Annotated in this window: 21 protein-coding genes; 6 read left to right on the forward strand and 15 right to left on the reverse strand. The window is 62.9% G+C overall.

The window, feature by feature from the left end; genetic code table 11:
• Nucleotides 1-7: 7 nt before the first annotated feature.
• The 7 genes from hutG to hutC all read right to left on the reverse strand — a co-directional run bounded on the left by hutG (nucleotide 8) and on the right by hutC (nucleotide 8453).
• On the reverse strand, nucleotides 8-811 hold the full coding sequence (hutG, locus tag ACLCGK_RS09725) for an N-formylglutamate deformylase (protein ID WP_410951898.1): 804 nt from the start codon (nucleotides 809-811) through the stop codon (nucleotides 8-10).
• A gap of 10 nt (nucleotides 812-821) precedes the next feature.
• Nucleotides 822-2027: an imidazolonepropionase gene (gene hutI, locus ACLCGK_RS09730; protein WP_410951899.1), complete on the reverse strand. Its 1206-nt coding sequence runs from the start codon at nucleotides 2025-2027 to the stop codon at nucleotides 822-824.
• Nucleotides 2028-2043: 16 nt separating this feature from the next.
• A complete protein-coding gene (locus tag ACLCGK_RS09735; RefSeq protein WP_023663049.1) occupies nucleotides 2044-3447 on the reverse strand; it encodes an amino acid permease in 1404 nt (467 codons plus the stop codon).
• Nucleotides 3448-3604: 157 nt separating this feature from the next.
• On the reverse strand, nucleotides 3605-5137 hold the full coding sequence (gene hutH / locus ACLCGK_RS09740) for a histidine ammonia-lyase (protein WP_003259868.1): 1533 nt from the start codon (nucleotides 5135-5137) through the stop codon (nucleotides 3605-3607).
• Between the two features lie 107 nt (nucleotides 5138-5244).
• Nucleotides 5245-6918, reverse strand: coding sequence for a urocanate hydratase (gene hutU, locus ACLCGK_RS09745; protein ID WP_410951900.1), 1674 nt, complete (start codon nucleotides 6916-6918; stop codon nucleotides 5245-5247).
• A 255-nt stretch (nucleotides 6919-7173) separates the two neighbouring features.
• Nucleotides 7174-7746: a HutD family protein gene (locus tag ACLCGK_RS09750; RefSeq protein ID WP_013974562.1), complete on the reverse strand. Its 573-nt coding sequence runs from the start codon at nucleotides 7744-7746 to the stop codon at nucleotides 7174-7176.
• Entirely contained in the window at nucleotides 7743-8453 is a 711-nt protein-coding gene (gene hutC / locus ACLCGK_RS09755; RefSeq protein ID WP_013974563.1) for a histidine utilization repressor, read from the reverse strand. Before hutC ends, ACLCGK_RS09750 begins: the two co-directional genes overlap by 4 nt.
• Before the next feature lie 145 nt (nucleotides 8454-8598).
• On the opposite strand from hutC, the gene ACLCGK_RS09760 reads away from it, so the two are divergent.
• A complete protein-coding gene (locus ACLCGK_RS09760; RefSeq protein ID WP_024087842.1) occupies nucleotides 8599-9963 on the forward strand; it encodes a formimidoylglutamate deiminase in 1365 nt (454 codons plus the stop codon).
• Between the two features lie 117 nt (nucleotides 9964-10080).
• Here the strand turns inward: ACLCGK_RS09760 and ACLCGK_RS09765 are convergent, their stop codons facing one another.
• The 5 genes from ACLCGK_RS09765 to ACLCGK_RS09785 form a co-directional block, all read right to left on the reverse strand.
• On the reverse strand, nucleotides 10081-10653 hold the full coding sequence (locus ACLCGK_RS09765) for a lipocalin family protein (protein ID WP_003259870.1): 573 nt from the start codon (nucleotides 10651-10653) through the stop codon (nucleotides 10081-10083).
• On the reverse strand, nucleotides 10650-10904 hold the full coding sequence (gene bamE, locus ACLCGK_RS09770; protein ID WP_003249234.1) for an outer membrane protein assembly factor BamE: 255 nt from the start codon (nucleotides 10902-10904) through the stop codon (nucleotides 10650-10652). The genes ACLCGK_RS09765 and bamE overlap by 4 nt, the downstream gene beginning before the upstream one ends.
• A gap of 295 nt (nucleotides 10905-11199) precedes the next feature.
• Entirely contained in the window at nucleotides 11200-11796 is a 597-nt protein-coding gene (locus ACLCGK_RS09775; protein WP_410951901.1) for a DUF924 family protein, read from the reverse strand.
• A gap of 3 nt (nucleotides 11797-11799) precedes the next feature.
• On the reverse strand, nucleotides 11800-12810 hold the full coding sequence (locus tag ACLCGK_RS09780) for a class 1 fructose-bisphosphatase (RefSeq protein WP_013974568.1): 1011 nt from the start codon (nucleotides 12808-12810) through the stop codon (nucleotides 11800-11802).
• Nucleotides 12811-13059: 249 nt separating this feature from the next.
• A complete protein-coding gene (locus ACLCGK_RS09785; protein ID WP_410951902.1) occupies nucleotides 13060-15510 on the reverse strand; it encodes a glycogen/starch/alpha-glucan phosphorylase in 2451 nt (816 codons plus the stop codon).
• Nucleotides 15511-15694: 184 nt separating this feature from the next.
• Here ACLCGK_RS09785 and ACLCGK_RS09790 point away from each other — a divergent pair, with 184 nt between their 5' ends.
• Nucleotides 15695-16099, forward strand: a complete 405-nt coding sequence (locus ACLCGK_RS09790; RefSeq protein WP_003259873.1) for a YkgJ family cysteine cluster protein — start codon at nucleotides 15695-15697, stop codon at nucleotides 16097-16099.
• A gap of 151 nt (nucleotides 16100-16250) precedes the next feature.
• Here the strand turns inward: ACLCGK_RS09790 and ACLCGK_RS09795 are convergent, their stop codons facing one another.
• From ACLCGK_RS09795 to thiI, 3 genes are all read right to left on the reverse strand, one after another.
• Nucleotides 16251-17675 (reverse strand): PhoPQ-activated pathogenicity-related family protein, encoded by a 1425-nt coding sequence (locus tag ACLCGK_RS09795; protein ID WP_410951903.1) that lies wholly within the window; start codon nucleotides 17673-17675, stop codon nucleotides 16251-16253.
• A 191-nt stretch (nucleotides 17676-17866) separates the two neighbouring features.
• Entirely contained in the window at nucleotides 17867-19687 is a 1821-nt protein-coding gene (typA, locus tag ACLCGK_RS09800) for a translational GTPase TypA (RefSeq protein ID WP_013974573.1), read from the reverse strand.
• Between the two features lie 127 nt (nucleotides 19688-19814).
• A complete protein-coding gene (thiI, locus tag ACLCGK_RS09805; RefSeq protein ID WP_013974574.1) occupies nucleotides 19815-21269 on the reverse strand; it encodes a tRNA uracil 4-sulfurtransferase ThiI in 1455 nt (484 codons plus the stop codon).
• A gap of 470 nt (nucleotides 21270-21739) precedes the next feature.
• Between thiI and glnA the strand changes: the two genes are divergently transcribed.
• The 4 genes from glnA to ntrC all read left to right on the forward strand — a co-directional run bounded on the left by glnA (nucleotide 21740) and on the right by ntrC (nucleotide 26555).
• Nucleotides 21740-23146, forward strand: coding sequence for a type I glutamate--ammonia ligase (gene glnA / locus ACLCGK_RS09810; protein WP_015272115.1), 1407 nt, complete (start codon nucleotides 21740-21742; stop codon nucleotides 23144-23146).
• 174 nt (nucleotides 23147-23320) lie between these two features.
• Nucleotides 23321-23764, forward strand: coding sequence for a cupin domain-containing protein (locus ACLCGK_RS09815; protein WP_015272116.1), 444 nt, complete (start codon nucleotides 23321-23323; stop codon nucleotides 23762-23764).
• A gap of 272 nt (nucleotides 23765-24036) precedes the next feature.
• Nucleotides 24037-25122, forward strand: a complete 1086-nt coding sequence (gene glnL, locus ACLCGK_RS09820; protein WP_013974577.1) for a nitrogen regulation protein NR(II) — start codon at nucleotides 24037-24039, stop codon at nucleotides 25120-25122.
• Nucleotides 25119-26555 carry a nitrogen regulation protein NR(I) gene (gene ntrC / locus ACLCGK_RS09825; RefSeq protein WP_013974578.1) on the forward strand — a complete coding sequence of 479 codons (1437 nt, stop codon included), beginning with the start codon at nucleotides 25119-25121 and terminating at the stop codon, nucleotides 26553-26555. Before glnL ends, ntrC begins: the two co-directional genes overlap by 4 nt.
• Nucleotides 26556-26668: the final 113 nt, after the last annotated feature.

Raw genomic sequence — 26668 nt, forward strand, 5'->3', positions numbered from 1 at the left:
GTGAACTTCACCGCCCGTAACGCGCCTGGCCCCAGTCCAGCAGCGCCTGCAGAAGCTGCTTCAACACCTCCTGTGTCGGTCGTGCCAGGTTTTCGCAGTAATCGAACGGCTCGGCTTCTTCCATATAGGTGCTCTGCGCCAGCTCCAGCTGCACCGCATGGATGTGGTTGGCCGGATCACCGTAATACCGGGTGATATGCCCGCCCTTGAAGCGGCCATTGAGCACGTGGCTGTAGCCTTGGGCCTGGGCACAGACCTCTTTCAGCTGTTCGGCCAGAGCCGGGTCGCAGCTGGCGCCGTTGAAGGTACCCAGGTTGAAATCCGGCAGCTTGCCGTCGAACAGGTGCGGGATCAGCGAACGGATCGAATGGGCGTCCCACAGCAGGGCGTAGCCGAATTGCTCGCGCAGCCGTGCCAGCTCACGACGAATTGTGTCGTGGTAGGGGCGCCAGATCTGCTCCAGATACTGCTTGCGCTCCTCGCCTGTCGGCACCAGCCCGTCCTTGAACAATGGCTCGCCATCGAAGAGTGTGGCCGGGTACAGGCCAGTAGTGGCACCGACGTAAAGTGGTTTGTCGTCATCCGGCCGGTTCAGGTCGATGACGAAACGCGAATACTCCGCGGCCACGACACTGGCGCCCATCTCGCGGGCAAAGTCATACAGCCGCGGAATATGCCAGTCGGTGTCCGGCAGGCTGCGCGCCTGCTCGACCAGGCCGTCTCGAACAGCCGGCGACAGTTTCAGGCCGGCGTGGGGCATGCTGATCAGCAGCGGCAGGCGCCCCTGGTGAAAACTCAGTACCTTGTCCATCGTGCCTCACTCAATTGGAAATTTCGTGGCCCTTGCGCACTACGCGCTTGGGCAGGTCGCCGCCCAGCCAGTAGGCCAGGTCGGCGGGGCGTTCGATCTGCCAGGCGACGAAGTCGGCGACCTTGCCCACTTCCAGCGAGCCATGGCTGTCGCCCAGGCCCAGCGCCGTGGCGGCGTGCACGGTGACACCGGCCAGGGCTTCTTCCGGGGTCATGCGGAAGCATGTGCAGCCCATGTTCAGCATCAGCCGAAGCGACAACCCTGGCGAGGTGCCGGGATTGAGGTCGCTGGCCAGGGCGATCTTCACGCCGTGGCGGCGCAGGGCGTCCATCGGCGGCAGCTGGGTTTCGCGCAGGAAGTAGAACGCGCCCGGCAGCAGCACGGCGACCGTGCCGGCTTTTGCCATGGCAATGGCGTCGTCCTCGGTCATGAACTCCAGGTGGTCGGCCGACAGCGCCTGGTAGCGCGCCGCCAGGCTGGAACCGTGCAGCGACGACAACTGTTCGGCGTGCAGCTTGACCGGCAGGCCCAGTTCGTGCGCCTTGATGAACAGCCGCTCGACCTGGGCCGGGGAGAACGCCAGGTGTTCGCAGAAGGCATCCACTGCGTCCACCAGGCCTTCGGCGGCCAGGGCCGGCAGCATTTCATCGCAGATGTGCGCGATATAGTCATCAGCCCGGCCGACGTATTCCGGCGGCAAGGCATGGGCTGCCAGACAGGTGGCGCGCACCGCCAGAGGCAACTCGTCGGCCAGGCGCCGGGCCACACGCAGCATCTTGCGCTCGTTGGCCAGGTCCAGGCCGTAGCCGGACTTGATCTCGATGGTGGTCACGCCATCGCGCATCAGCGCCTGGACCCGCTGGCGAGCACTGGCGAACAGCTCGTCCTCGCTGGCCGCGCGGGTGGCCCGCACGGTGCTGGCGATGCCACCGCCCTGTGCGGCGATTTCGGCATAGCTCACGCCCTGCAGGCGCTGCTCGAACTCGCCGCTGCGGTTGCCACCGAACACCGCGTGGGTGTGGCAGTCGATCAGCCCCGGGGTAACCCAGGCGCCGCCCAGGTCCACCGTACGTTCGGCCTCGACCGACGCCAGCTCGACGCGCGGGCCGATCCACTCGATCAGCCCGGCGTTGGTGACAATGGCCGCGTCCTCAATGGCCGAGTAACGGCCCTCGGCCATGGTTGCCACATGGCAGTGCTGCCAGACGGTTCTCATACATCGACTCCTTTACTTAGCGGTGCAGCTCGGCCGGTTCCGCTACTGGCTTGCCCTGCCCTGCGCGCGGCTTGCACCACAGCAGGTAGGACGCCACCAGGAACACCACCCAGACCACGCCGACGAGCAGTGCCGCCTGGGTATCCGGGAAGTAACCGAGCACGCCAAAGATGAACACCATGAACGCAATGGCCATGGCTGGGCCGTATGGCCAGAATGGTACCGGGAACTGCAGCTGGGCCACTTGTTCACGGCTCATGCTGCGGCGCATGGCCACCTGGGTGAGCAGGATCATCAGCCACACCCAGACGGTAGCGAAGGTGGCGATCGAGGCGATCAGCAGGAACACGTTCTCCGGGATCAGGTAGTTGAGCAGCACGCCGATCAGCAGCGCAGCACCCATCACCACAACGGTCATCCACGGCACGCCGTGCTTCGACAGCTTGCTGAAGCCGCGCGGCGCGTGGCCTTGCTGGGCCAGGCCGTACATCATGCGGCCGGCGCCGAAGATGTCGCTGTTGATTGCCGAGATCGCGGCAGAAATCACCACGATGTTCAGCACCGCGGCGGCAGAGCCGATGCCCAGGTTACTGAAGATTTGCACGAACGGGCTGCCCTGGCTGCCAATCTGCGGCCATGGGAACAGGCACATCAGCACGAACAGGGTGAGCACGTAGAACAGCAGGATGCGCAGCGGCACGGCGTTGATCGCCTTGGGGATGACCCGCTGCGGGTCCTTGGCCTCACCGGCGGTCACGCCGATGATCTCGATGCCGCCGAACGCGAACATCACCACGGCAAAGGAAGCGATCAGGCCACCCACGCCATTGGGCATGAAGCCGCCGTGGTCGAACAGGTTGCTGACACCCACGGCCTGCCCGGTGCCTACCTGGCTGAAGCCGAAGGCCATGATGCCGAGGCCGGCCAGGATCATCGCCACGATGGCGCCGACCTTGAGCAGCGACAGCCAGAATTCCATTTCGCCGAAGACCTTGACGTTGCACAGGTTGAGGCCGCCGATCAGGAAGACGATGCCCAGCACCCAGATCCAGCGGGCCACTTCCGGGAACCAGAAGCCCATGTAGATACCGAAGGCGGTGACGTCGGCGATGGCGACGATGACCATCTCGAAGGCGTAGGTCCAGCCGAGGATGAAGCCGGCCATGGGGCCGAGGTAGGTGCTGGCGTAGTGGCCGAACGAGCCGGCGACCGGGTTGTGCACAGCCATTTCGCCGAGGGCGCGCATGACCATGAACACGGCGGCGCCGCCGATCAGGTAGGCCAGCAGCACGGCCGGGCCGGCCATCTGGATGGCCGAGGCGGAACCGTAGAACAGCCCGGTGCCGATGGCGGAACCGAGGGCCATGAAACGGATGTGGCGGGCACTTAGCCCGCGCTTTAGACCTTGAGCTTGTTGCATGTCACGTCCTTAAATTGTTTTTGTGGTCGTGAGATCGAGGGGGGCTGCCTTACAGCCCAATCGCCGGCAAGCCAGCTCCCACAGAGATGGTGTGTCGCATCTCCATCTGTGGGAGCCGGCTTGCCGGCGATGGGCCGCACAGCGGCCCCTGGGGGCATTACAGGCTTGGCAGCACACCAGCCGGCAGCAGGCCGGTCAGGCGACCCTTGGCCAACAGTTCCACGGCCTTTTCGATGTCGGGGGCGAAGAAACGGTCACGGTCGTAGTGCGGCACTTCGCTGCGCAGCGCCTGGCGCGCCTGCTCCAGCTTGGCCGAGGTCTTCAGGCCCTTGCGCAGGTCCAGGCCCTGGCAGGCGCCCAGCCATTCGATGGCCAGCACGCCACGGGTGTTTTCGGCCATTTCCCACAGGCGCTTGCCGGCAGCCGGGGCCATCGACACGTGGTCTTCCTGGTTGGCCGAGGTCGGCAGGCTGTCGACGCTGTGCGGGTGCGACAGGGCCTTGTTCTCGCTGGCCAGGGCAGCAGCGGTGACCTGGGCGATCATGAAGCCCGAGTTGACCCCACCGTTTTCCACCAGGAACGGCGGCAGCTGGGACATGTGCTTGTCCATCATCAGCGAGATACGGCGCTCGCTGAGCGAACCGATTTCGGCAATGGCCAGGGCGATGTTGTCCGCGGCCATGGCCACCGGTTCGGCGTGGAAGTTACCGCCGGAAATCACGTCACCTTCGGCAGCGAACACCAGCGGGTTGTCCGACACGGCGTTGGCTTCGATGCCCAGTACCTCGGCGGCCTGGCGCAACTGGGTCAGGCAGGCGCCCATGACCTGAGGCTGGCAGCGCAGCGAGTACGGGTCCTGGACCTTGTCGCAGTTCTTGTGCGACAGCGACACTTCGCTGGAGTCGCCCAGCAGGTCACGGAAGCAGGCAGCAGTGTCGATCTGGCCGCGCTGGCCACGCACTTCGTGAATGCGCGCATCGAATGGCGAGCGCGAGCCCAGTGCGGCTTCGACGCTCAGGCCGCCGCAGGCGATGGCAGCGGCGTACAGGTCCTCGCCCTGGAACAGACCACGCAGGGCATAGGCGGTGGACGCCTGGGTGCCGTTGAGCAGGGCCAGGCCCTCCTTGGCGGCCAGGGTCAGCGGCTCGAGGCCGGCCACGGCCAGGGCTTCGGTGGCTGGCAGCCACTGGCCCTTGTAGCGGGCCTTGCCTTCACCCAGCAGCACCAGCGACATGTGCGCCAGCGGGGCGAGGTCGCCGGAAGCGCCCACCGAACCCTTCAGCGGGATGTGCGGATAGACTTCGGCGTTGACCAGGGCAATCAGCGCGTCGATGACTTTGCGACGGATGCCGGAGAAACCACGGCTGAGGCTGTTGATCTTCAGCACCATGATCAGCCGCACCAGGTCGTCATCCAGCGGCGCGCCGACACCGGCGGCGTGGGACAGCACCAGCGAGCGCTGCAGGTTTTCCAGGTCGTGGCTGGCGATGCGGGTCGAGGCCAGCAGGCCGAAACCGGTGTTGATGCCGTAGGCGGTACGGTCTTCGGCAATGATCTGCTCGACGCAGGCAACGCTGGCGTCGATGGCCGGCGCGGCGCTGGCGTCCAGTTGCAAGCGCACGGGCGCGGCATGGATGGCGCGCAGCTGGGCCAGGGTCAGGGTGCCGGGCTTGAGGGTCAATTCGGTCACTTCACTACTCCAATCGCGTGGAGCCGCAGGCCCGTTTGTGAGTGCCTGCGTGCTCCTTCTTGTTGTTCAGTATCACCCCTTGTGGGGTGCGATCCAAAGCGTGGCGATCAGCCAGTGATCATCGGCAGGTCCAGGCCCTGCTCCTTGGCGCACTCGATGGCGATGTCGTAACCGGCATCGGCATGACGCATCACACCGGTCCCTGGGTCGTTGGTCAGCACGCGAGCGATACGCTCGGCGGCTTCATCGGTACCGTCGCAGACGATGACCATGCCAGAGTGCTGGGAGAAGCCCATGCCCACGCCACCACCGTGGTGCAGCGAAACCCAGGTAGCACCGCCGGCGGTGTTCAGCAGGGCGTTGAGCAGCGGCCAGTCGGAGACAGCGTCGGAACCGTCGCGCATGGCTTCGGTTTCACGGTTGGGGCTGGACACCGAACCGGAGTCCAGGTGGTCACGACCGATCACGATCGGTGCCGACAGCTCGCCGCTGCGTACCATTTCGTTGAACGCCAGGCCCAGCTTGGCGCGCAGGCCCAGACCAACCCAGCAGATACGTGCCGGCAGGCCCTGGAAGCTGATGCGCTCGCGAGCCATGTCCAGCCAGCGGTGCAGGTGGGCGTCGTCGGGGATCAGTTCCTTGACCTTGGCGTCGGTCTTGTAGATGTCTTCGGCATCACCGGACAGCGCCGCCCAGCGGAACGGGCCGATGCCACGGCAGAACAGCGGGCGGATGTAGGCCGGCACGAAGCCCGGGAAGTCGAAGGCATTGGCCACGCCTTCTTCCTTGGCCATCTGGCGGATGTTGTTGCCATAGTCGAAGGTCGGAACACCCTGCTTCTGGAAATCGAGCATGGCTTGCACGTGCACGGCCATCGACTGCTTGGCGGCCTTGACCACTGCAGCCGGTTCGGTCTGTGCGCGGTCGCGGTACTGTTCCCAGGTCCAGCCGGCTGGCAGGTAACCGTTCAGCGGGTCGTGGGCGCTGGTCTGGTCGGTGACCATGTCCGGGCGCACGCCACGCTTGACCAGCTCTGGCAGGATTTCGGCAGCGTTGCCGTGCAGGGCGACGGAGATGGCCTTGCCTTCGGCGGTGTACTTGGCAATGCGTGCCAGGGCGTCGTCGAGGTCAGTGGCCTGCTCGTCGACGTAGCGGGTTTCCAGACGGAAGTCGATGCGGCTCTGCTGGCATTCGATGTTCAGCGAGCAGGCACCGGCCAGGGTGGCGGCCAGTGGCTGGGCGCCGCCCATGCCGCCCAGGCCGGCGGTCAGTACCCACTTGCCTTTCAGGCTGCCGCCGTAATGCTGGCGACCGGCTTCGACGAAGGTTTCGTAGGTGCCCTGGACGATGCCCTGGCTGCCGATGTAGATCCAGCTGCCGGCGGTCATCTGGCCGTACATGGCCAGGCCCTTGGCGTCCAGTTCGTTGAAGTGTTCCCAGTTGGCCCAGTGCGGCACCAGGTTGGAGTTGGCAATCAGTACGCGCGGGGCGTTGCTGTGGGTCTTGAACACGCCGACCGGCTTGCCCGACTGCACCAGCAGGGTTTCGTCGTCTTCCAGGCGGGTCAGGGTCTCGACGATCTTGTCGTAGCACGCCCAGTTACGGGCAGCGCGGCCGATACCGCCGTACACCACCAGTTCCTTCGGGTTTTCCGCGACCTGTGGATCGAGGTTGTTCATCAGCATGCGCAGTGGCGCTTCGGTCAGCCAGCTTTTGGCAGTCAGCTTGTTGCCACGTGGGGCACGGATTTCAACGTCACGGTATTTGTTGTTGTCGGTCACGGGAAAGGTCCTCTGCGGTCGTCCGCGGGCGGGTATGTCGTGGTAGATATACAAACACACCTTTACTTGTATGTACAAGCATGGACAACTAAAATAATTGGACCTTTCCGCTGAATGGCAAAAGAAATGGGGCCGCTGCGCGGCCCTTCGCGGGCTTGCCCGCTCCCACAGAGAGCTCCACTGCCTTCAAGGCGTGCGCTGTACCTGTGGGAGCGGGCAAGCCCGCGAAGGGCTGCGCAGCAGCCCCCGGCTATCTCAACGTGAAACGAGTTCGATCAGGCAGAACCGCCCCTGCACATCCAACCCCAACAACTGGTCATTGCCCTCCAGCCGCAGGCAGTCATACAACCCCAACCGCTGCGTCTCACGCCCGGCAATACCCACCTCGACCTGGCTGCTGGCAGCGAACAGCAACACCGTCGACGCCGAACTGTACAAACGGCTGGTGCCATCGAACCACTGCAACCGCGCCCGGTAGCGCTGCGGTGCATATATCAGGTTGAAATCACGGATCGCCCCGCCCAGAAGCTTGCAGCTGACCTGGCTCTCGCCGCTGAAGGCAAAGGCATCGAACGGCAGCAACGGCCGGCTGGCCTGGCCGTCCACCAGCAGGCGCATGCCGTCGCCCTGCAACACGGTGATGATCCGCTGGTAGCCGGCGAAGGTGGAAAAGCCACCGGACTCCTCGATATCGGCAATCGACAAGCGCCAGCCAAAGCCGTCCAGGCCTTCGCCACTGTCGCGGGTAATCTCTTCGGTGAAACCGCCACCATTCTTCCACGGCATGCGCGGGTAGCCCTGCGCACGCAACAACTGCAGCTGACTCATTTACTGAAACGTCCTTCCAGGCGATGACGGGAACCGGGGTGGATCAGCCGCGCGGCGGTCACCGGCTGGCGGCCGGACCAGGTGCGGCGGCGGATCAGCAGGCAGGGCTCGCCCCGCTCGATCTGCAACAGGCGGCATTCTTCCGGCTCGGCCAGGATTGCCTCGACCACGTGCTCACCCTCGGTCAGCGGCGCCACCTGCGACAGGTAGGCGTATGGCGTCTGCCGGGTGAAGTCCTGCTTGAGGTAGTCGGGGGCAATCGCCGCATTGACGTAGCGGTCCTCAATCTGCACCGGTACGCCGTTCTCGAAATGCACGATCAGCGAGTGGAACACTCGCTGGCCTTCGCGCATGTCCAGGGCCAGGGCCCGCTCGGAACCGGCCGTTTCCTCGGTGAGGGTAATCACCTGGCAGCTATGCTGGTGGCCACGCGCGGCAATTTCGTCGGCGATGTTGTTGACCTCGAACAGCGCCGAACGCCCCTTGGGCTCGGCCACGAAGGTACCGACCCCTTGCATGCGCACCAGCAGGCCTTCGGCAGTGAGCTCGCGCAGCGCGCGGTTGATGGTCATGCGGCTGAAGCCCAGCTCACTGACCAGTTCGCTCTCCGAGGGTACCCGGTGATGCGGTGGCCAGCTGCCGTTGTCGATCTGCTGGATGATCATCTGTTTGACCCGGGCGTAAAGCGGAGCCGGGCCCTCGCCCATCTGGGCAACCAGCGCGGAGACAGGAGGTGTCGGCACGGCGTTGGATCCTTGTGCAAATGGAATGAGCGGTAGCTTGCCGCAGTTTACCCGGCAGGCAAACGCCTGTATATGTATATACAAGTTAACAATAACAGGATTTTCACCGATGTCCGCCTACTTTGCCGAACGCGCCCTGCTACCCACGGGCTGGGCCAGCCATGTCCGCATCGAGGTCACCAGTGATGGCCATGTGGCCCGCATCGAACCGGGCGCCTCGGCCGAAGGCGCCGAGCGGCTGGCCGGCCCGCTGCTGCCCGGCATGCCCAACCTGCACTCGCATGCCTTCCAGCGCGCCATGGCAGGGCTGGCGGAAGTCGCCGGCAACCCCAACGACAGTTTCTGGACCTGGCGCGACCTGATGTACCGCCTGGTCGGCCAGATCAGTCCAGAGCAGCTGCAGGTCATCGCCCGCCAGCTGTACATCGAAATGCTCAAGGCCGGCTATACCTCGGTCGCCGAGTTCCACTACGTGCACCATGACCAGGCCGGCAGGGCCTACGCCGACCCGGCAGAACTGTCCCACCGCATCAGCGCGGCTGCAGCCGACAGCGGCATTGGCCTGACCTTGCTGCCGGTGCTGTACAGCCACGCAGGCTTCGGCGGCCAAGCCCCGAATGACGGGCAACGGCGCTTCATAAATTCCACTGAACAGTACCTGCAACTGCAAGCGCAGCTGGCCCCGCTGCTGGCCGCACAACCCGCGCAGCAACTGGGTCTGTGCTTCCATTCGCTGCGCGCGGTGACGCCCGGGCAGATCGCCGAAGTGCTGTCAGCCAGCGACAAACAGTGCCCGGTGCATATCCATATCGCCGAGCAGCAGAAGGAAGTCGACGACTGCCTGGCCTGGAGCGGCCTGCGCCCGTTGCAGTGGCTGTACGAGCATGTGGATGTGGACCCGCGCTGGTGCCTGGTGCACGCAACCCACGCAGAGCCGGATGAAGTCACCGCCATGGCCCGCAGCGGCGCGGTAGCCGGACTTTGCCTGACCACCGAGGCCAACCTGGGCGACGGGATTTTCCCGGCAGTGGACTACCTGGCGCAGGGTGGGCGCATGGGCATTGGTTCGGACAGCCATGTGTCGCTGAGCGTGGTGGAGGAACTGCGCTGGCTGGAATATGGCCAGCGGCTGCGCGACCAGCGGCGTAACCGCCTGTATCGCGGCGACCAGCCGATGGTCGGGCGGACGTTGTATGACGCTGCCCTGGCGGGCGGTGCGCAGGCGCTGGGGCAGGCGGTCGGGGAACTGGCCGTGGGCAAGCGCGCCGACTGGCTGGTGCTCGATGGGCAGGACCCTTACATCGCCATGGCCGATGGGGATGCGATTCTCAACCGCTGGCTGTTTGCCGGCGGCGATCGCCAGGTGCGGGATGTGATGGTGAATGGGCAGTGGGTGGTGCGCCAGGGGCGGCATGCGCAGGAAGAGCAAAGCGCGCTGGCGTTTGCCGAGGTGTTGCGACAGCTGTTGGGGTGAGTTTATTGGGGCCTCTTTGCGGCCCATCGCGACACAAGGCCGCTCCTCCAGGGGGGTTGGTTCTCCCGTAAGAGTGGGCCTGTGTCGGTAGGGGGTTTCAAGAAGCCCCCCATAAATTCAGTGCATCTTGACGATCTGCTGGTCCGACGCGCGCCAGATCAGCCGACTGGTGTCATAACCCTGCTGCCGGGCCTTGGACATCAGGTTCTCGCGCTCCCAGGCTGGTAGCGTCGGCGTACGCGACAGTAGCCACAAGTGCTTGCGGTCCGGGCTGCCGACCACCGCCGTGCGATAGCGATCATCCACATACAGGATCCAGTACTCGCCCCTCGCCACCCCTGGCACCAGCTTGGTGAACCAGTTATCGAACTCGACCCACAACTTGTCGGTGTGCCCTGGCTCCTGGATGTTCGCATGCCCCTCGGCGCGCAGCCATTCGTCACCCATGGTGCGGCAGCGGTTGAGCACGCCGAGGCTACCATCGAGCCTGAGGTTGTAGTGCGCTTCGGACTGCTCACAGCCGGTCTGGTAGCGCATTGGCAGGCGCGCAAGTTCGTACCACTTGCCCTGGTAGCGCTTGAGGTCGATGTTGCCCGCGGTTTTCGGCGCCAGCGGGTCGTGCACGGAGCCGGCACAACCGCCCAGCAGCAACGCCAGGCATACCCCCATCAGCAGATACACGCGCCTCATTTGAGACCCTGCCCTGAATACATGAGCACCTTGTCAGCCGCGTACTGCACACTGATGAAGCTCTTCTCGTCCCCCCAGGTGCAGCTGCTCATGCCCAGCGCGCCAGAGCACTCGGTCGGCGTGCCGAGCAGCTGCTCGACCTCGGCCTTGTTCATACCGGCCTTGATCTTGGAATAGTTTTCCTGATTGATCTTGCTGCAGGCAGTCAGAACGACGCACAGCGACAACAGGGCGAGGGAACGCAACGACATGAAGGACACTCCTGGAGAGGGGATACAGGCGAGTGGCCTGCAGTGACCTTCGACGGTAAAAACCCTCCCAGGTTCCCTGCTCCCCCTCCTCTACCCCTACACCATTGGTCGGATGGCCACTACTGTGCGATTAATCACAAAGAATTACCCCGCACAAACAAAAAGGCCGCCCCTACGTACTGTAGGAGCAGCCTTGTGCTGCGAAAGGGCCGGTAAGGCCAACAGGGATGCATGGGCAGCGAGGGACACTTCGCAGCACAAGGCTGCTCCTACAAGGATCCCGCCAACCCTGGAATCAGAACCTGGACCCAGGCTCCAGCAAAAAGTCCATCTCTTCGCTGGTACTCGGCCGCTCCAGCACCAGGTTGCGGTGCGGGAAGCGCCCGAAACGGGCAATTACCCGCTGGTGCTGCTCGGCATAGTCGAGGAAGCCTTCGAACAACCGGCGGTTGGCTTCGGGTTGCTCGTCCAGCAGCACCTGGTAGCGCTCGACGCACAGGTTCTGCCAGTCCAGCACTTCGGCATGTTCCAGAACCAGCAGCACGAACACCCGCTGTATCGGCAGCAGTTGGTAATCCCAGTTCTTCTGCAAACCCTGCATCGCCACCACCTGGGCACGCCGGTCGCCCTCGAAGGCACGCGGCGTGTCGCGGTAGATCATGCGCGGCAGCTGGTCCAGCAGGATCAGCAGGCCCAGCCAGCCCTGCGGGCTTTGCTGCCACTCGTCGAGCCCACCCTCCAGGGCATGCTCGACCAGCTCGCCAAACAGCGCATGGGCCTCGGCATCATGATGCTTGCCGAACCACAGCGTGCTCTTCTCGTCAGCCACGGCCTGGGGACTGGTGCCCCAACCGAACCACCACTCCAGCAACGGCTGCCAAGGTGCGAGCATGACTTACTCCTTGTGGTAGGCGGTGACGCGCTCGACCTCTTCCTTCGAGCCGAGGATTACCGACACACGTTGGTGCAGGCTTTCTGGCTGGATGTCGAGGATGCGATCGTAACCGTTGGTGGAGGCGCCGCCGGCCTGTTCGATGATGAAGGACATCGGGTTGGCTTCGTACATCAGGCGCAGCTTGCCCGGCTTGCTCGGTTCGCGGGCGTCACGTGGGTACATGAACAGGCCGCCACGGGTCAGGATGCGGTGTACGTCGGCCACCATCGAGGCGATCCAGCGCATGTTGTAGTTTTTCTTCAGCGGGCCGGTCTCGCCTGCCAGCAGTTCGCCCACGTAACGCTGAACCGGGGCTTCCCAGTGGCGCTGGTTGGACATGTTGATGGCGAATTCTGCGGTAGTTTCCGGCACGCGGATGTTTTCGTGGGTGAGGACGAAGCTGCCCAGTTCGCGGTCCAGGGTGAAGCCCTTGACGCCGTTGCCCAGGGTCAGGATCAGCATGGTCTGCGGGCCGTAGATGGCATAACCGGCGGCGACCTGCTGGGTGCCTGGTTGCAGGAAGGCTTTTTCGTTCAGGGTTTCGTTCTGGCTCAGGTATTCGTTAGGGCAACGCAGTACCGAGAAGATGGTGCCGACCGAAACGTTGACGTCAATGTTGGACGAGCCGTCCAGCGGGTCGAATACCAGCAGGTAGGCGCCTTTCGGGTACTTGCCCGGGATCTGGTAGGCGTTGTCCATTTCTTCGGAAGCCATGCCGGCCAGGTGGCCGCCCCATTCGTTGGCTTCCAGCAGGATATCGTTGGAAATCACGTCCAGTTTCTTCTGGACTTCGCCCTGCACGTTTTCAGTGCCCATGCTGCCCAGCACGCCACCGAGGGCGCCTTTGGACACGTGATGGCTGATTTCCTTGCACGCACGCGCCACCACTTCGATCAGGAAGCGCAGATCGGCAGGGGTATTGTTGCTGCGGGTCTGCTCAATCAGATAGCGACTCAGGGTAACGCGGGACATGTATGGCTCCGAAAGGATTGGGGGATAAAAACCCCCGCAGTTTACAGGGAGAGTTGCGGGCTAGCGAGCAAAGAGACTCGACTTCGGCCCCTGAAGTTCAGCAAGCACCAAGCCGATGGTCGGTTGGGGCTGCTGTGCAGCCCATCGCCGGCAAGCCAGCTCCCACAGGGACTGCACATGGCTCAAGGTCGACGCGGTCGAGGTGGGAGCTGGCTTGCCGGCGATGGGCCGCACAGCGGCCCCTTTTCCTCAATCCAGCGCCTTCCAGATCTCGCTGGCATATTCCCGAATGGTCCGGTCCGAGGAGAACCAGCCCATCCGCGCGGTATTCAGCACCGCCATGCGCCACCATTCCTGCGGCGTGTGCCACAGCTCCTCGACCCGGCGCTGGGCATCCCAGTAGGCATCGAAATCGGCACACACCAGGAAACGGTCATGAGCTACCAGCCCGTCGATCAGCGCGCTGTAGCGCGACGGGTCGTCCGGTGAGAACACCCCGCTGCGAACAGCCTGCAACACGTCGTTCAGGCGGCTGGACGCGGCAATCGCCGCACTGGCGCCAAAGTCACCGTCGCGCCGCCTGGCCTCCACCTGCTGCGCAGTAAGGCCGAAGATGAACATGTTTTCGGTACCCACCTGCTCGCTCATCTCGACATTGGCACCATCCAGGGTACCGATGGTCAACGCGCCGTTCAGGCCGAACTTCATGTTGCTGGTGCCGGACGCTTCGTAACCGGCGGTGGAAATCTGCTCGGAAAGGTCCGCCGCCGGGATGATGCTTTCAGCCAGACTGACGTTGTAGTTGGGCAGGAACACCACCTTCAGCAGACCGCGCACGGTGGGGTCGTTGTTCACCACCCGGGCGATGTCGTTGGCCAGCTTGATGATCAGCTTGGCCTGGTGATAGCTGGCCGCGGCCTTGCCGGCGAAGATCTTCACCCGCGGCACCCAGTCGGTACCGGGGTCGTTGCGCATGGCCTGGTACAGCGCCACGGTGTGCAGCAGGTTTAGCAACTGGCGCTTGTATTCGTGAATGCGCTTGACCTGCACATCGAACAGCGCTTCGGGGTTCACCGTAACGCCCAGCCGGTCCTGGATGATGCTGGCCAGGGCACGCTTGCTGTGCAGGCGCTGCGCGGCGAACTGCTTGCGGAAGCCGCTCTTGTCGGCGAACGGCACCAGATTGACCAGGCGCCCTTCCGGATCGTCCAGCAACTCAGGGCCCAACGCCTCGACCAGCATGGCGGTCAGCTGCGGGTTGGACTGGTACAGCCAGCGGCGGAAGGTAATGCCGTTGGTCTTGTTGTTGATCCGTTGCGGGTAGAGCTTGTGCAGCTCGGCGAACACCGTGCTTTTCATCAGCTTGCTGTGCAGCGCCGACACACCGTTGACGCTGTGCGAGCCGAGGAACGCCAGGTTGCCCATGCGCACCCGGCGGCCATTGTCTTCCTCGATCAACGACACAGCCCGCAACACGTCGAAGTCGTGCAGGCCTTTCGCCCGCAGCGCGTCGATGTGGTAGGCGTTGATCAGGTAGATGATCTGCATGTGCCGCGGCAGCATGCGTTCCATCAGCGCAACGGGCCAGGTTTCCAGGGCTTCGGGCAGCAAGGTGTGGTTGGTGTAGGCCAGGGTGCCGACGGTCAGCTCCCAGGCGGTATCCCAAGGGATCTCATGCTGGTCGACCAGCAGGCGCATCAGCTCGGCCACGGCGATCGACGGGTGGGTGTCGTTGAGCTGGATGGCCGCCGCATCCGGCAGGTTGAGCAGGTTGTCGTGCATGTTCAGATGGCGGCGCAGCAGGTCCTGCAACGAAGCCGAGACGAAGAAGTATTCCTGGCGCAGGCGCAGTTCCTGGCCCGCCTCGGTGCTGTCGGCCGGGTACAGCACCCGCGAAATGCTTTCGGCCCGTGCCACCTCGGCCACCGCGCCCAGGTGGTCGCCGGCATTGAAGCGTTCCAGGTGCAGCTCTTCCAGCGCCCGCGCACGCCACAGGCGCAGGGTATTGACGCTGGCCCCGCGCCAACCGACCACCGGGGTATCGTAGGCCACCGCCCGCACGGTCTCGCCCGGCCACCATACCTGGCGCTGCTGGCCGTGGGTGTCGTGCACCGTTTCGACGCTGCCGCCAAAGCTGATGGGGTAGATCACCTCGGCGCGCTCGAACTCCCAGGGGTTGCCGAAGTCGAGCCAGTTCTCGGTCTGCTCCTGCTGCCAGCCATCGACCATGGCCTGACGGAACAGCCCGTGCTCATAGCGGATGCCATAACCGTGAGCAGCGATGCCCAGGGTCGACATGCTCTCCATGAAGCACGCCGCCAGGCGGCCCAGGCCACCGTTGCCCAGCGCAGCATCAGGCTCGAGCAGGCGAATGCGCTCCAGGTCCACGTTCAGCCCTTCCAATGCGTCGCGGGCAATGTCGAGCAGGCCCAGGTTGCTCAGGCTGTCATACAGCAGCCGGCCGATGAGGAATTCGAGAGAAAGGTAATAGACCCGCTTCTGGCTGCGGCGATACGCCTGGCGGGTGTGGTCCATCCAGTGATCGACCATGTGATCGCGCGCGGCCAGGGCGATGGCTTCGAACCAGTCGTGGTCGAAGGCGTGCTCTGGGTCCTTGCCAACCGCGTAGGTCAGCTTGTCCAGTACAGCGGCGCGAAATTCGGCCACCTCGGCGTCACGAGCTTTGGGTTCCTGGGACATGCGGCATCCTCGGGCAAGTTGACGAAAACGGAGGGAGACTGTTGAGCCTAGACCCTTCGACAGGGAGTGACAGTTAGCGTTCGCAGTTTTCATGCCCACTTTGCGATTCCGGCAAAAGGTTGTTCATAAATTGAACAATTCCGGTATGATCGCGCGCCCCAAGACCGTGATACACCCCATAAAGATGAAAACGACCCTGATCGCCGCAGCCGAAGTCGACCGCCTGGAGACCTGGCAGCGCTACACCAGCAACATGTGCCATGGCTGCCATTCGACCTGCTGCACCCTGCCGGTGGAGGTGAAGATCAAGGATCTGATCCGTATCGGCGTGGTCGACGAGTTCGAGAAGGACGAACCGCCGAAGAACATCGCCAAGCGCCTGCAGAAGGATGGCATCATCGAACGCTTCAACCAGAAGTCGGGGATCTTCACCCTGACCCGGATGAGCAATGATGACTGCCTGTATCTGGATCGTAAAAGCCGGCTGTGCACTATTTATGACAAGCGGCCGGATACCTGCCGCAACCACCCCAAGGTCGGGCCGCGGCCGGGGTATTGTGCGTACAAGCCCAAGGTGGTCGGGCGCTGATCGCTAGCCTTCAAGGGCCTCTTCGCGGGCTTGCCCGCTCCCACAAGGGTCGCGCAAATCATGGGCTCAGCGACACACCTGTGGGAGCGGGCAAGCCCGCGAAGGGCCGCAAAGCGGCCACTGCTGGCCAATTATGTGCCAAGCCAGATTTCTACTTTCCGCCAGAGGGAAAGCTCCTGCATGCACCACCCTGCTCCGCCGGTGGATGTTCGGGATAGGTCTGCGGCAGCACGCTGACCGGGCTGGTAGCGATAAAGCCATCAGCAAACTTCGCTTCGACGAACTGCGCCTGCCATCCCACCGCCGGCGGCGTGCGCTGCAGGGTGAAGCTCTGCATGGGAGCGAGCGTCTCGGATTGGTAGCGCACCCCGCAGGCAAAACGGAAGTCGCGGTCCTGGCTGTTGCTCGCCGTCCACACCTTCACCGCCACTGGCGGCTCAGAGAAGTCGACGCTCATCTGCCCGGCATACCCGCTGGCCGACACCTGCACGCTTGGCAAAGGTGTGCCATCGCGCAGGCGCGTCACTGCAGGTACCAAGGTACTGACTACCGCTTGACGCACCCCGCCATGGTCAGAGTTCGGCAATACCCTGAGGCTGGTCTGGCCCGGCAGGCGCTGCTGATAATCGGTGACCGGGTCAGGGGCGAAGAAATCGTCACCACTGGCGGACACCAGGTACTTGGGAATGGCCAGACGCTGCCTTTTCTCGTTCAGGTACTGCATCGGGTCCATCATCGCCATCAGCCGCTCGAATGCCGGGGTGCCCAGCTGTTGCAGGACACCAGCCTGCTGGTAGGAACCCAGCGCCAAGGGCCAGTGACCACCATAACGCTTGCGCAATCCGGCCAGCATGTCCGAAGTATCCGCGACGTCGATCACACTGGGCACGATGGCCATCACCCGCTCATCGGCCAATGCCGTGAGCCATGCGCTCCAGCCGCGCTTGGAGGCACCCGTGATAATGAAGCGGTCCACCGTGAGCCCTTGCCCTGCCAGCTCTTGCTCGGCCAGATCCATCGCCCGGCTTGCCGCCGCGGCCATCGGCACGTGCAGTGGCAATTCCGGCGCGGCGCCGCGAAGCGCATGAGCCCAGGTATGGGCCACGGCGTCATCCTCGCGCAAGGGCTTCTCGTTATCGTTGAAGGTCACGTACTGATTGGGCACATCGCTGATCATGACCACGGCCATCCGTGCCTTGAGGGCGACCTCGCGCAATGCCTCGCGGGTATAGTCCGGGGTTTGCGCCGGTCCGAACCGTACACCGTTGTTCACCACCAGCAAGGCTTTGCCGGGCACGGCATTGTGCGGGATATGCAGCTCGACATCATGCTCCCAGCGGCGCGGCTCAACCACCGGCGCTGGTTCCCAAACCTGCGAAACCATCTGCAAGCGACGGAACGCATACCCAGGCTCGGAGGCTTGCTCGAGCAATACGGCTTCCAAGGGTGCCTGACGCACCTTGCCAATATGGCACTGGACAACATCCTGCGGACGCAGGCTGGCACAATCCTGCATGGTGCAAGCCTGCAAGCCAGCCATCAGGCAGGGGATGGCCAGCGCTAAACGGTAATTCATGTGCATGCTTCCTGCTTCGAGAAAGCACTTCACGCTATGCATCACAACAAGCGCGCACAAGTCGCAAAAGGCCGTGAAAGATGCCACCTACATCAGCTTGAGATATCACCTACAAAAACCTGCGTCAGACAAACAAAAACGCCCCCGGCCTTTCGACCGGGGGCGTTTTCGTTTCAGCTCAAGCTAGACGATCAAGCCTTGGCTTTCTTGGCAGCGCGGGTACGCTCGCCTTCGTCCAGGATCTTCTTGCGCAGGCGGATCGACTTCGGAGTCACTTCGCACAGCTCGTCGTCCTGGATGAATTCCAGGGCCTGTTCCAGGGTGTGGCGAACCGGCGGTACCAGGGCGATGACTTCGTCTTTGCCCGAAGCACGCATGTTGTCGAGCTTCTTGCCTTTGGTCGGGTTCACGCCCAGGTCGTTGTCACGGCTGTTCAGGCCGATGATCTGACCGTTGTAGATGTCCTGACCGTGCTCGATGAACAGCTTGCCGCGAGCCTGCAGGGTTTCCAGCGAGTAGGTCAGCGCCTTGCCGGTCTCGATCGAAACCAGTACACCGTTCAGGCGACCGGACATCTGGCCGGCTTTCATGGTGTCGTAGCGATCGAAGATCGAGGTCAGGATGCCGGCACCGTTGGTCAGAGTCAGGAACTGGTTACGGAAACCGATCAGACCACGAGCAGGTACGTTGTACTCCAGACGTACACGGCCTTTGCCATCCGGCGCCATGTTGGTCAGGTCGCCCTTACGCAGGCCCATTTCTTCCATGACCTTGCCCTGGGATTCTTCAGGGATGTCGATGGTGACGTTCTCGAACGGCTCCTGCTTCACGCCGTTGACTTCGCGGATGATCACTTCAGGGCGGCCTACAGCCATCTCGAAGCCTTCACGACGCATGGTTTCGATCAGAACCGACAGGTGCAGCTCACCACGGCCGGAAACCTTGAACTTGTCAGCCGAGTCGCCTTCTTCAACGCGCAGTGCAACGTTGTACAGCAGCTCTTTGTCCAGACGTTCCTTGATGTTACGGCTGGTGACGAACTTGCCTTCCTTGCCGCAGAACGGCGAGTCGTTGACCTGGAAGGTCATCGAAACGGTCGGCTCGTCAACGGTCAGTGGCTTCATCGCCTCGACGTGGTTCATGTCGCACAGGGTGTCGGAGATGAACAGCTCGTCGAAACCGCTGATGCAGACGATGTCGCCAGCCTGGGCTTCTTCAACGTCGACGCGGTGCAGGCCGTGGTGGCCCATCAGCTTGAGGATACGGCCGTTACGCTTCTTGCCTTCGGTGTCGATGGCAACAACCGGGGTGTTCGGCTTGATACGACCACGGGCGATACGGCCAACGCCGATAACACCGAGGAAGCTGTTGTAGTCCAGAGCGGAGATCTGCATCTGGAACGGGCCATCGACGTCAACGTTCGGCGCCGGTACGTTGTCGACGATCGACTGGTACAGCGGGGTCATGTCTTCGGCCATGTCGGTGTGGTCCAGACCGGCGATGCCGTTCAGGGCCGAAGCGTAGACAACCTGGAAGTCCAGCTGATCATCGGTGGCACCGAGGTTGTCGAACAGGTCGAAGATCTGGTCCAGAACCCAGTCAGGACGCGCGCCCGGGCGGTCAACCTTGTTGATCACGACGATCGGCTTCAGGCCAGCTTCGAAAGCCTTCTTGGTCACGAAGCGGGTTTGCGGCATCGGGCCGTCCTGGGCATCGACCAGCAGCAGCACGGAGTCGACCATCGACATTACACGCTCAACCTCGCCACCGAAGTCGGCGTGGCCGGGGGTGTCGACGATGTTGATGTGGTAGCCGTTCCAGTTGATGGCGGTGTTTTTCGCCAGGATGGTAATGCCGCGCTCTTTTTCCTGGTCGTTGGAGTCCATCACGCGCTCGTCGTTGAGCTCGTTACGCTCCAGGGTGCCGGACTGGCGCAGGAGTTTGTCGACCAGGGTGGTTTTACCATGGTCAACGTGGGCGATGATGGCGATGTTACGCAGATTTTCGATCACAACTGTATCTCGATCAGAGGATTCGGTTGCCGCCAGTGTAGGCGGCGAATATGTATGGTTTGAGGCTCAGCGGGCCCGGTGGTCGGGAGGGCGATGGCGGATGCTGCCGCCATACAGCCCTGGCGTCTTATGCCGGACGATAAACACGCACATTGGCATGTCCCTCACTGAGCAGGTGGTGTGCGTGCAGACGGCTCATCACACCTTTGTCGCAATACAGCAAGTACTGGCGGTTGGCATCCAGCTGCTTGAACTTGCTGTTGATGGCATAGAACGGCATGGCCTGGACTTCGATACCGTCCAGCACCAGAGGTTCGTCTTCCTGGGCATCGGGGTGACGAATGTCGATGACGATCTGGCCGGGCAGCGCCTCGGTCACTTCCTCGATTTCGATGTCCTTGCCCAGTTCGTCGATCACATGGTCGATGGAGATCAACCGGGCGCGTTCCAGGGCGCGCTCCAGCACGGCCATGTCGAACTGCTTCTCTTCATGCTCCATGCGGTGGCGCTTGGCGTGGGTGGTCGGGTTTACCGAGATCACGCCGCAGTATTCTGGCATGTGCTTGGCGAAGTCGGCAGTGCCGATCGCGTAGGCCTGGTCGATGATGTCCTGCTTGTGGCTGGCCAGCAGGGGGCGCAGCACCAGCTTGTCGGTGGCCGAGTCGATGATCGACAGGTTCGGCAAGGTCTGGCTGGACACCTGGGAAATCGCTTCGCCGGTGACCAGGGCATCGATCTCCAGGCGGTCGGCCATGTGCGCGGCACCACGCAGCATCATGCGCTTCAGCGTCACACCCATGTAGCTGTTGTCGACCTTGTTCAGAATCTCGCCGACCACTTCCTCGAACGGCACGCTGATGAACAGCACGCGCTGGCTGCTGCCGAACTTCTTCCACAGGTAGTGAGCCACTTCCATCACGCCCAGCTCGTGGGCACGGCCACCGAGGTTGAAGAAGCAGAAGTGGGTCATCAGGCCGCGGCGCATCATCTGATAAGCCGCCACGGTGGAGTCGAAGCCACCGGACATCAGTACCAGTGTCTGCTCCAGGGCGCCCAGCGGGTAGCCGCCGATGCCCTGGTGCTGGTTATGGATCACGTACAGGCGCTGGTCGCGGATTTCGATGCGCACCAGGACTTCCGGGTTCTTCAGCTCGATGCCGGCGGCGCCGCACTGCTGGCGCAGCTGGCTGCCGACGTAACGGTCGACGTCCATCGAGGTGAAGTCGTGGTGACCACCGCGCTTGCAGCGCACGGCGAAGTGCTTGCCGGCCAGCAGGTGGCCGAAGTGCTGCTTGCACTTGGCGACGATGTCATCGAAGTCGCCGAGCGGGTATTCCTCTACCTGCAGGAAGTGGGTGATACCCGGGGTGCAGGTGAGGCGCTCGATCATCTCGCGCTGGACCTTTTCGTCTTCGACGCGGGTGACCACTTCGAGATTGTCCCAGACACCATCGACCACGAGCTCAGGATCGAGGTCCTTGAGCACGTTGCGGATGTTCTTGCCGAGCTGGCGGATGAAGCGCTTGCGCACCGGCCGGCTCTTGATGGTGATTTCTGGGAAGACTTTGACGATAAGTTTCATTGGTTAACAGCGCGCGCAGGGCCTGCCGAAAATGAGGGGCGCGAATTATAGCGGAAATTGCTCAGGATTTGACCAACTTTTGTACAGAAGGTCGGATTTATATTGCCTGCACCGGCCTCATCGCCGGCAAGCCAGCTCCCACAGGCTATCCACAGTTCTCAAGACCTGCGCCCTACCTGTGGGAGCTGGCTTGCCAGCGATGAGGCCCTCAAAGAAAGCACATAACTCAAGCAATGCACACTATTGGTGCACTGCTACCAAAATTCGCATCTTAAGAGTGCACTTTTCCCCAGCAACCCACCCCCAGATGCCCGCAAACGCCCCCTTTTATCCCGCCCTCGCCATTTTCGGGCACTGGCATGCAATTTGCTCCCTTGTGAGGCAGGTAAGCTTGGCCGACTATCCGCGCCCGGCAACACCCTTTTTCCAGGGCAGCGGCCCACCGCGCTCTAGACCATCCGGAGGACAACATGTCGAAGTCGGTTCAACTCATCAAAGATCATGACGTCAAGTGGATTGATCTGCGTTTCACGGACACCAAAGGCACTCAGCACCACGTGACCATGCCGGCGCGTGATGCACTGGAAGACGACTTCTTCGAAGTCGGCAAGATGTTCGACGGTTCCTCCATCGCTGGCTGGAAAGGCATCGAAGCCTCCGACATGATCCTGATGCCGGTCGACGAAACTGCCGTACTGGACCCGTTCACCGAAGAGCCGACCCTGATCATCACCTGCGACATCGTCGACCCGTCGAGCATGCAGGGCTACGATCGTGACCCTCGCGCCATTGCCAAGCGCGCCGAAGAGTACCTGAAGAGCACCGGCATCGGTGACACCGTATTCGCAGGCCCGGAGCCAGAGTTCTTCATTTTCGACGAAGTGAAGTTCCAGTCGGACATCTCCGGCTCGATGTTCAAGATCTTCTCCGAGCAAGGCTCGTGGATGACCGGCGCTGACGTGGAAGGCGGCAACAAAGGCCACCGTCCAGGCGTGAAGGGCGGCTACTTCCCGGTTCCGCCGTTCGACCACGACCACGAAATCCGTACTGCCATGTGCAACGCACTGGAAGAAATGGGCCAGACCGTCGAAGTTCACCACCACGAAGTGGCGACTGCCGGCCAGAACGAAATCGGCGTCAAGTTCAACACCCTGGTGAAGAAGGCTGACGAAGTACAGGCGCTGAAGTACGTCGTGCACAACGTTGCCGACGCCTACGGCCGCACCGCTACCTTCATGCCGAAGCCACTGTACGGCGACAACGGCTCGGGCATGCACGTGCACATGTCGATCTGGAAAGACGGCAAGAACACCTTCTCGGGTGAAGGCTATGCCGGCCTGTCCGACACCGCCCTGTACTTCATCGGCGGTATCATCAAGCACGGTAAGGCCCTGAACGGCTTCACCAACCCGTCGACCAACTCCTACAAGCGTCTGGTCCCAGGCTTCGAAGCCCCGGTAATGCTGGCCTACTCGGCTCGCAACCGTTCCGCCTCGATCCGTATTCCTTACGTCGGCAGCCCGAAAGCCCGCCGTATCGAAGCTCGCTTCCCGGACCCATCGGCCAACCCATACCTGGCCTTCGCGGCCCTGCTGATGGCCGGCCTGGACGGTATCCAGAACAAGATCCACCCAGGCGATGCTGCCGACAAGAACCTGTACGACCTGCCGCCTGAAGAGGCCAAGGACATTCCGCAGGTTTGCGGCAGCCTGAAGGAAGCTCTGGAAGAGCTGGACAAGGGCCGTGCGTTCCTGACCAAGGGCGGCGTGTTCTCCGACGACTTCATCGATGCCTTCATCGAGCTGAAGAGCGAAGAAGAAATCAAGGTCCGCACCTTCGTTCACCCGCTGGAATACGAGCTGTACTACAGCTGCTGATCTGATCGGCGCCTCGCGCCGATGACATGATCACGAACGGCCTCCTTCGGGAGGCCGTTTTCGTTTCCGTGGCTGCGTCCTCGATTTCATACAGAACCGGCAGATGCCGCTGACATTTCGCCGCCCCCCTCAGCACGCAGGGTAGGCGTCCCTTCAGTCAAAGGACATCACGCCATGCGCAAACTTCTACCTGCAATGATTACCGTATCCGCCCTCCTCACCGGCTGCGCCAGCAATGGCACCGCGCCAGGCCAGGCAACGTCACAGGTGCTTCACCGCGCCACCGGCAGTTGGGACGGTACTCCCTATCTCGATTACCCCGAAGGACGACCAGTGCTGTCGCTTGTGAAAGTCAGCATTCCCGCCCACACCACCCTTGGCTGGCACTGTCACCAGGCGCTCAATCTAGGCTATCTGACCGAGGGACGACTCGAGGTGGAAACCCGCGACGGCAAGCGGACAAGCCTGGTTGCAGGCCAGACGCTGGCCGAACTTCAAGGGGAAGTGCACCGCGGGCACACCACTGGGCAGCCCGCCACTGTCATGGTGTTCCACGCAAGCAATGAAGACCTTGCGTTTTCAACGCCAGAAGCCGAATGCCCGCCAACTGTGCGATAAACCCTGAAACCACCTATGCTCCATATTGGTGCGCGCTGTGGACTAACGCCCCCGAATGCACCCCAAAAGCGATCACATGAACCGTTTAATCAGTTCATTCTGGTGCGAATTTTCCCGTTTCCAGGGCTTTATCGGCAAATTCCGCTTCTTTTCGGAGCCTTGGTTTGGTTCTTGCATTTTTTGCCCAAAGACTGGAATCAGCGGATCCACCGCGCGCCCGACCATGGCCGCGCCCATGCCCGACACGCGCCAAAAGAGGTCGACGACGCCCTATGACCATCAGCGATGCCCAGCACCGTCTACTTCTGGACAACCTGACCACCGCCACGCTGCTGCTCAACGCCGAGCTGCGCCTGGAGTACATGAACCCGGCCGCGGAAATGCTTCTGGCAGTGAGTGGCCAGCGCAGCCATGGGCAGTTCATCAGCGAGCTGTTCACCGAGTCGACCGAAGCGCTCAGCTCGCTGCGCCAGGCGGTCGAGCAGGCGCATCCGTTCACCAAGCGCGAAGCGCAGCTCACCTCGCTGACCGGGCAGACCATCACCGTCGACTACGCGGTTACGCCGATCCTGCACCAGGGCCAGACCCTGCTGCTGCTCGAGGTGCACCCGCGCGACCGGCTGCTGCGCATCACCAAGGAAGAGGCCCAGCTGAGCAAGCAGGAAACCACAAAGATGCTGGTACGCGGCCTGGCCCATGAAATCAAGAACCCCCTCGGCGGCATTCGCGGCGCAGCTCAGCTGCTGGCCCGCGAGCTGCCTGAAGAAGGCCTGCGCGACTACACCAACGTGATCATCGAGGAAGCCGATCGCCTGCGTAACCTGGTCGACCGCATGCTCGGCTCGAACAAGCTGCCGTCGCTGGCCATGACCAACATCCACGAAGTGCTTGAGCGGGTCTGCAGCCTGGTCGAGGCCGAAAGCCAGGGTTGCATCACTTTGGTGCGCGATTATGACCCCAGCCTGCCTGACGTATTGGTCGACCGCGAGCAGATGATCCAGGCGGTGCTCAACATCGTGCGCAATGCCATGCAGGCGATCAGTTCGCAGAACGAACTGCGCCTGGGCCGCATCACCCTGCGCAGCCGTGCCCTGCGCCAGTTCACCATCGGCCATGTGCGCCATCGCCTTGTGGCGAGGGTGGAGATCATCGACAACGGCCCGGGCATCCCGCCGGAACTGCAGGACACCCTTTTCTATCCCATGGTCAGCGGTCGCCCGGACGGTACCGGGCTGGGCCTGGCCATTACCCAGAACATCATCAGCCAGCACCAGGGCCTGATCGAGTGTGAAAGCCATGCAGGCCACACCGCATTCTCGATCTACCTGCCCCTGGAACAAGGAGCCACCGCCTCATGAGCCGAAGTGAAACCGTATGGATCGTCGACGATGATCGCTCCATCCGCTGGGTCCTGGAAAAAGCCCTGCAACAGGAAGGCATGACCACCCAGAGCTTCGATAGCGCCGATGGCGTCATGGGCCGCCTGGCACGCCAGCAACCTGACGTGATCATTTCCGACATCCGCATGCCGGGCACCAGCGGCCTCGACCTGCTGGCACAGATCCGTGAGCAGCACCCGCGCCTGCCGGTCATCATCATGACCGCCCACTCCGACCTGGACAGCGCCGTTGCGTCGTACCAGGGCGGTGCATTCGAGTACCTGCCCAAGCCATTCGATGTGGACGAGGCGGTCTCGCTGGTCAAGCGCGCCAACCAGCACGCCCAGGAGCAACAAGGGCTGGATGTGCCGCAGAGTCTGGCGCGCACCCCGGAAATCATCGGTGAAGCACCGGCAATGCAGGAGGTGTTCCGCGCCATCGGCCGCCTCAGCCACTCCAACATCACCGTGCTGATCAACGGTGAGTCCGGTACCGGCAAGGAGCTGGTGGCCCACGCCCTGCACCGCCACAGCCCGCGTGCGGCCTCACCGTTCATCGCCCTGAACATGGCAGCCATCCCCAAGGACCTGATGGAGTCCGAGCTGTTCGGCCATGAAAAGGGCGCCTTCACCGGCGCCGCCAACCTGCGCCGAGGGCGCTTCGAGCAGGCCGACGGCGGCACCCTGTTCCTCGACGAGATCGGCGACATGCCCGCCGACACACAGACCCGCCTGCTGCGAGTGCTGGCCGATGGCGAGTTCTATCGCGTGGGCGGCCACGTACCGGTCAAGGTCGATGTGCGCATCATCGCCGCCACTCACCAGAACCTGGAGTCGCTGGTGCAGGCCGGCAAGTTCCGCGAGGACTTGTTCCACCGCCTGAACGTGATCCGCATCCACATTCCGCGGCTGGCCGACCGCCGCGAAGATATCCCTGCCCTCGCCCGCCACTTCCTCGCCCGCGCCGCCCAGGAACTGGCGGTCGAACCGAAGATCCTCAAGCCGGAAACCGAGGAATTCATTCGCAATCTGCCGTGGCCGGGCAACGTACGGCAGATGGAGAACACCTGCCGCTGGATCACCGTGATGGCCTCCAGCCGCGAAGTGCTGATCGGCGACCTGCCGCCGGAGTTGTTGAACCTGCCACAGGACGCCGCACCGGTAACCAACTGGGAGCAGGCCCTGCGCCAGTGGGCCGACCAGGCGTTGGCGCGTGGGCAGACCAGCCTGCTGGACAGCGCAGTGCCGAGCTTCGAGCGGATCATGATCGAGACGGCGCTCAAGCACACCGCTGGCCGTCGGCGCGATGCGGCACTGTTGCTGGGTTGGGGACGCAACACCCTGACGCGCAAGATCAAGGAACTGGGGATGAATGTGGCGGGGGGCGATGATGAGGAAGGTGACGAGCACTGAGTTCCAGGTAAACCCATAGTTCTCTGGGGCTGCTGCGCAGCCCATCGCGACACAAGGCCACTCCTACAGGGGACCGTGGCCCCCCGGGAGAGGGGGATTGTGGTGTGGGGTGG

This window comes from Pseudomonas sp. S1(2024), from assembly GCF_046557535.1.